General features: G+C 67.3%; 6 protein-coding genes. 4 read left to right on the forward strand and 2 right to left on the reverse strand.

Annotation, left to right across the window (positions count from 1 at the left end; translation table 11 throughout):
* Nucleotides 1–182, forward strand: a 182-nt coding sequence (locus tag ACZ6SQ_RS38195) for a hypothetical protein (protein WP_469570629.1), incomplete at its 5' end; no start/stop codon positions are given.
* A 153-nt stretch (nt 183–335) separates the two neighbouring features.
* On the opposite strand, the gene ACZ6SQ_RS38200 is transcribed toward ACZ6SQ_RS38195, so the two are convergent.
* Entirely contained in the window at nt 336–677 is a 342-nt protein-coding gene (locus tag ACZ6SQ_RS38200) for a hypothetical protein (RefSeq protein WP_469570631.1), read from the reverse strand.
* 158 nt (nt 678–835) lie between these two features.
* Nucleotides 836–1,474 carry a hypothetical protein gene (locus tag ACZ6SQ_RS38205; RefSeq protein WP_469570633.1) on the reverse strand — a complete coding sequence of 213 codons (639 nt, stop codon included), beginning with the start codon at nt 1,472–1,474 and terminating at the stop codon, nt 836–838.
* Between the two features lie 774 nt (nt 1,475–2,248).
* Between ACZ6SQ_RS38205 and ACZ6SQ_RS38210 the strand changes: the two genes are divergently transcribed.
* The 3 genes from ACZ6SQ_RS38210 (at nt 2,249) to ACZ6SQ_RS38220 (ending at nt 5,130) form a co-directional block, all read left to right on the forward strand.
* Entirely contained in the window at nt 2,249–2,392 is a 144-nt protein-coding gene (locus ACZ6SQ_RS38210; protein ID WP_469570634.1) for a hypothetical protein, read from the forward strand.
* Between the two features lie 343 nt (nt 2,393–2,735).
* Nucleotides 2,736–4,541: an alpha/beta fold hydrolase gene (locus ACZ6SQ_RS38215; protein ID WP_469570637.1), complete on the forward strand. Its 1,806-nt coding sequence runs from the start codon at nt 2,736–2,738 to the stop codon at nt 4,539–4,541.
* Nucleotides 4,542–4,653: 112 nt separating this feature from the next.
* A complete protein-coding gene (locus ACZ6SQ_RS38220; protein ID WP_469570639.1) occupies nt 4,654–5,130 on the forward strand; it encodes a hypothetical protein in 477 nt (158 codons plus the stop codon).
* Nucleotides 5,131–5,154: the final 24 nt, after the last annotated feature.

Raw genomic sequence — 5,154 nt, forward strand, 5'->3', positions numbered from 1 at the left:
CGCGGGTGTGGGAGGCCGAGGGAGACATGCCGCGGCTGGTCGCGAGCATGGACAAGGACGGCCCCGTGTTCGGGCCCGTCGCCTACAAGCTGAGGGTGCACAGCGCGGTCACGAAGCACAGGGGGCTCCACCGTCGAGTCAACGATGGAGCCCGCGAAGGGCAACTGCCACTCAGCGCGTAAAGCCAGCGCAGCCGCAGTGTGCCAGGCGCTGAGACAGTCTGGGGGCTTGCGTGTATCCCCCGACCAGGCCCTGGCCTGCCAGCCTCTGGGATCAAGGCGGGTTGGCACACATCTGTATTGTGTGCCAACCGTCGGCACGGCGCGCCGAGAGGTTCAGCTCGCTTCTTCTGTAGAGGCCTCGCCCCGGCCGACGGTGACCGACCAGGTGACCGTCGAGGGTGCCTTCACCGACACGGTGCCAGCTTTGTGGGCGGCCTTGAGGGCGAACTGGTTGTACGTGACCGATGGTTCTCCTGCGGGGCATTCCAGGGGGAAGGACACACGGATCACGGGCACCTGAACGGTGATCTTGCCGCCGCCCTGGCAGCTGACCGCGACGATCAGTGCCTTGCCCTGCTGGCCAGCCGAGTACTCGAAGGTCGCGTTGCCGTGGGCTGCTGGGTGCTGCCCGGCACGGACCTCGCCGACGCCTTTGTCGAGCTGCGGCGGTGCCACCGTACCGGAGGCCGAGGTAGGAGGTGTGCTCGCCTGCACGGGTGTGCTCGTGGCCGGTGGAGTGCCTTTAGGGTCGGGTGAAGAGGTGTCCTTCGACGACGTGCAGGCGGTAGCCGCCGTCAGGAGCAGGACAAGGGCCGCTAGGCGCGTACGGGTCATCAGCTCTCCCACAGGTACCAGCCCACCCGACGCGGGGTGTAGATGGTGACGTTGTTCTTCACGCCCCGGGTGCAGTTGGTGTAGACGTACTGGCTGTACCCGTAGGACTTCAGGCGGTAGACACCGTAGCGGGCGTTCGTAGTGGTCTTCGCCGGGGTTGTGACGGAGATGCTGTTGCCCATCTTCGCCGCGAGCTTCACCGCGACATTGACACTGAACTTACCCTCGATCTCAGCGACGGCGATGCTGCCGCCGACCTTCAGCTCCCCGGTGTAGGAGATACCGACTTCACCGCTGACCTCGGAGGTGAAGGTGGACTTGGCGTCCCGGGTAGTGGCGTTGTAGTTGGACTGCGTGACGCCCACCATCTTGTGGTAGTCCTTGTCCTTCGTCGTCGGGTAGTAGCGGTACCCGGGCTCACAGGCCGACGCGTCAGGAAAATCACTGGGCTTCGAGGTCGGCGTGCCGTTTCCCTCGTCGAACGGCGGCAGCTCCGGCTCGACCGGCGCGTCAACGAGGCCGGTCTCCTCCGGCTGCGGCGGGGCAACCGTCTCCACCACCGGCACCTCCGTCGTCTCCAGAGCCGGGTCCTCGGCGAACGCGGTCCCCGAAGCCGCGATCACGGCCGTGAGCGTCATGCAGGAAAGTGCCAGCGCGGTACGCGGTCGGCGCGCGATGGTCATCGTCCACCCTCTCGTGGTGCATCGCCCCCGTGGCGATCGATGACCACGAAACTACGTACACCGCATACTCCGAAACAAGCGAATACCAGAACCTCTGAGGGGGATTTGAGGAAGTACCCGAGACCGAGAAAGAATCCGCCATTCCATAGTCCAGAGATGGCGGAATATCGACTCCAATCAATTTCCTGTTGAACTAAATACTGCTCAGGTCATGGCACGAGAGCACCGAGACCAAGACGACCACCGAGCAGATGCCCTTGCCGATCGCGCTCGGGATGCGGATCAAGCAAACTCCACAGAGGCCGCCCAGACTGGGCAACGAGGGCTTGGCCGAGCGCCTCAGCTGCAGCGAGCCGGATGAGCCAGACATCGGGATCCGTTGGCGTCGAGCCGCAGCTGCTGTGCGCAACCGCGCTCACGTCTGGTGCGCATCACCCAGCGGAAGGGGGGAAGGACGCCGCGCCGGACAGCCTGATCATCTGCCGACACCACTCCGGGTCACGGCTTACTACGGCAACGAGGACCCGCGCGACCCGCCGCAGCGCGGGATCTCATGGGGGCAGCACTGGCTTCGACTACTCGAAGCCGAACACACCCTGGCCCACTGCATCAGCGGCCGCCACGGAGGCCCGGGATCGAGGACTGTCGGGGCGCAGCCAACCGCCGTTGCAGTCGCGGGGCTCTTCGTGGCTTCGGTCTAATGCCGCTGGAGTCCCGGTTCGCCGTGCTGTGCTGGCCTTCATCGGCTTCGCTCCGGCCGCAGGCCTTGCCTATCGCCGTCCGAGCCTGGTCCGGCTGGTCTTCACCGGCGTGACCGTACTCGTCGCCTTTACCGGGATCGTCTTCGTCTTCAGCGTCGTCCAGGCCGCGTGAGCTCGTACCCCTGCCAGAGGCGTCGAGGATCGGCCGGCTGTCGGGGATGGCGTCGGTTACTCGGCGGGCACGTCGTTTCCGGTGGGCGAGCGTGCTGTGCGCGGCAACGCAGTAGGTGCAGCGGACTGTAAGGACGCCATTCGTGGAGCATGAGCTCCACGATTCATGCGGGCGGAGCATTGGGGCGCCAAGTTTCGTAGTGCGTGGCGTAGGTGAGGCGCGCGAGAGTGTCTATCGCAACAGCATCACTAGTTCTGGTGAATGTTGATGACGTATCAGTTCGGTTCTTTCTGCTCTGATCACGATGCCGATCGGCATCCGTTCGCAGAGAAGGTGGTTCCGAATGACCAGTGACCCGAATCCGTCGGTCACCGAAGCGATGCTCACCGACATCGCCACCAACGGCATCTGGGGCCCAGGCCACAGTGTCAGCCAGGCCGTCGTCGACGTGTCCAGGGCGCTGCTCGCCTCTCTGCAGGGTGAAGAGGGCGTCGAACTCCCGCCGGAGCTCTCGGAGCTGGTGGCCGAGGTGCAGCGGACCAGCACCTTCGCCCTCCCCCGCATCGTCACGCACGACGGTGTCCGGCTGTCGGCGTTCAGGATCAGGCTGAACGGCGACGCCCCGCGCCCGGTGGTGATCATGCCCGCCGGCTGGAACCCGTTCGGCTGGCTGCCCTTCCTCTACGCGTACCTCAAGCTGGCGCAGCGTGGCTACCACGTGCTCGCCTACTCGCCGCGGGGTATCGGCATCGAGGGGTGGCCGTCGACCTCCGAGGGTTTCGTCGACGTGGCCGGGCCCAACGACTGGGCCGACGGCTCGTACGTGATCGACTACGCGCAGCAGTCCCTCGAGCCCAGCCGGATCGGCTTCCTCGGCGAGTCCTACGGCTCCGGGATCAGCCAGCTGGTCGCCGCGCACGACCCGGCCGGCCGGGTCGACGCCGTGGTCGCGCTGAGCACCTGGGGGAATCTCGCCACCAGCCTGTACAACAACGGCACCCGGCACCTGGAGGCCGTGCAGGCGCTGATCGACTTCACCGGCGGCCCGCTGGAGGAGAAGTTCGACGCCAGGGCCCAGCAGGTCCTCAAGGACTTCATGAGCGGCCGGAACCTCGACGAGGTGGTCGAGTGGGGCACCGAGCGCTCTCCGGAGACGTACGTCGACCAGACGAACGCGCGGGGCATCCCGACGTTCATCTCGAACACCTGGCACGAGACGCTGTTCCCGGTCAACCCGGTGCTCGACCTCTTCGAGCGGCTCACCGTGCCGAAGCGGCTGAACCTGTGGATCGGCGACCACGGCGCCCCCGAGGGCCCCGGCCTGGCCGGACTGGTGACCGGGGTGCCGTTCCCCGGGCTGGCGGAGCCGACACGGGAGGCCTACGAGTGGCTGGACCACCATCTGCTCGGCGTCGACAACGGCGTGCCGAACTGGCCGGCGGTGAACAGCCAGAGCATGTTCACCTACCAGACGGCCGCCGTCCCGGGCGGCACCAACCGGATCACCGTCCCGGCGCGCCGCGAAACGTACGCGTCCTGGCACGAGGCCACCACCGGCAGCGAGTCCTGGTACCTCACCGGCGCCGGCGACACCGGTGACGGCTCGCTGACCGGCAAGCCGGCCGTCGGGTGGTCGCGGGACTTCAAGGCCGGCGCCCTGACCGCCTCCATCGCTGGCGAGCTGCTCAAGGCCGGGCAGCGAGAGTGGTTCGGCAACCCCGAGACGTACAAGCTCGCGGACTTCGAGCGCGATCAGCTGCTGGTCTGGTCGACCGACCCGCTGACCGGCTCCGGTGAGGTGGCCCGCCGGATCAGGGGCGCCGCCACCGTGCGGCTCACCCTGCGCAGCAACGTCGCCGCCGCCACCGTGGTCGCCTACCTGTACGACGTCGCCCCGGACGGCACCGCCCGGATCATCACCCACGAGCCGTACACGGCCACCGACCTGCCCCCGAAAGCCGACACCACCATCGTCTGGCTCCTCCAGGCCGTCTCCTACGACCTGCCGGTCGGGCACCGCCTCGCCCTGGTGATCAACAGCCGTGACACGCTGTACTCCTACGCGGGCTCGGACCTCCCCGCCCTCACCGCCACCACGGTCAGCTCCGTGAGCGGCAGCGAGGCCCTGCTGGAGCTGCCGCTCGGCTGACACCCCAAGGGCTCCACCGCCCGTACAGCAGCCCGCCGATCGGTAACAGCGGGCGGCTGTACGGGTGTTGCCGGGGCCGGGTGGGCTTGATACGGCGACGCTGTTCGACCTGGTGAAGCTATCCTTCGGAGCCGTCGCGGGAGCCGGTGCGCTCGTCGCCCTCGTCGTCACCTACTGCCGCCAACGCGTCGACGAGGCCGACGCCCACCACGACGCCACCCGCCTGCACACCGAACGCTCCACCACCGCCGTCTCCCAACTCGGCGACGACTCCCCCGCCGTCCGCTACGGCACCGACCCCGCCCACCTGGAGCAGCACCACCGCTATCTCGCCCTCCGCGAAGTCCGCCACACCATCCTGCGCCTGCTCGGCAACCACTACCGACGCCCTGCGGGTACCTACCGCTCCTGGCAGAGCCACGACCCCGACCTCACCGACGTCACCGTCGACTGCGACATGAACTTCACCCGCGCCGAGTTCTCCCGCTGCGCGGTGTCCTTCTACGGCGCGACGTTCTCTAGGCGCTGTTTCCTGGATCATGTGCGGAGCCAGATGATGAGGGCTGCGAGGGTGACGGTGCCGAGGTAGGCGTATGCCCGTTTCTCGTAGCGT

The sequence above is a fragment of the Streptomyces sp. NPDC048600 genome (genome assembly GCF_055587025.1).

Excerpts from the sequence above, each read along its gene's own strand:
- ACZ6SQ_RS38205 (WP_469570633.1), bottom strand. The coding sequence starts at position 1,474 with ATGACGCTCACGGCCGTGATCGCGGCTTCGGGGACCGCGTTCGCCGAG.
- ACZ6SQ_RS38215 (WP_469570637.1), top strand. The coding sequence starts at position 2,736 with ATGACCAGTGACCCGAATCCGTCGGTCACCGAAGCGATGCTCACCGAC.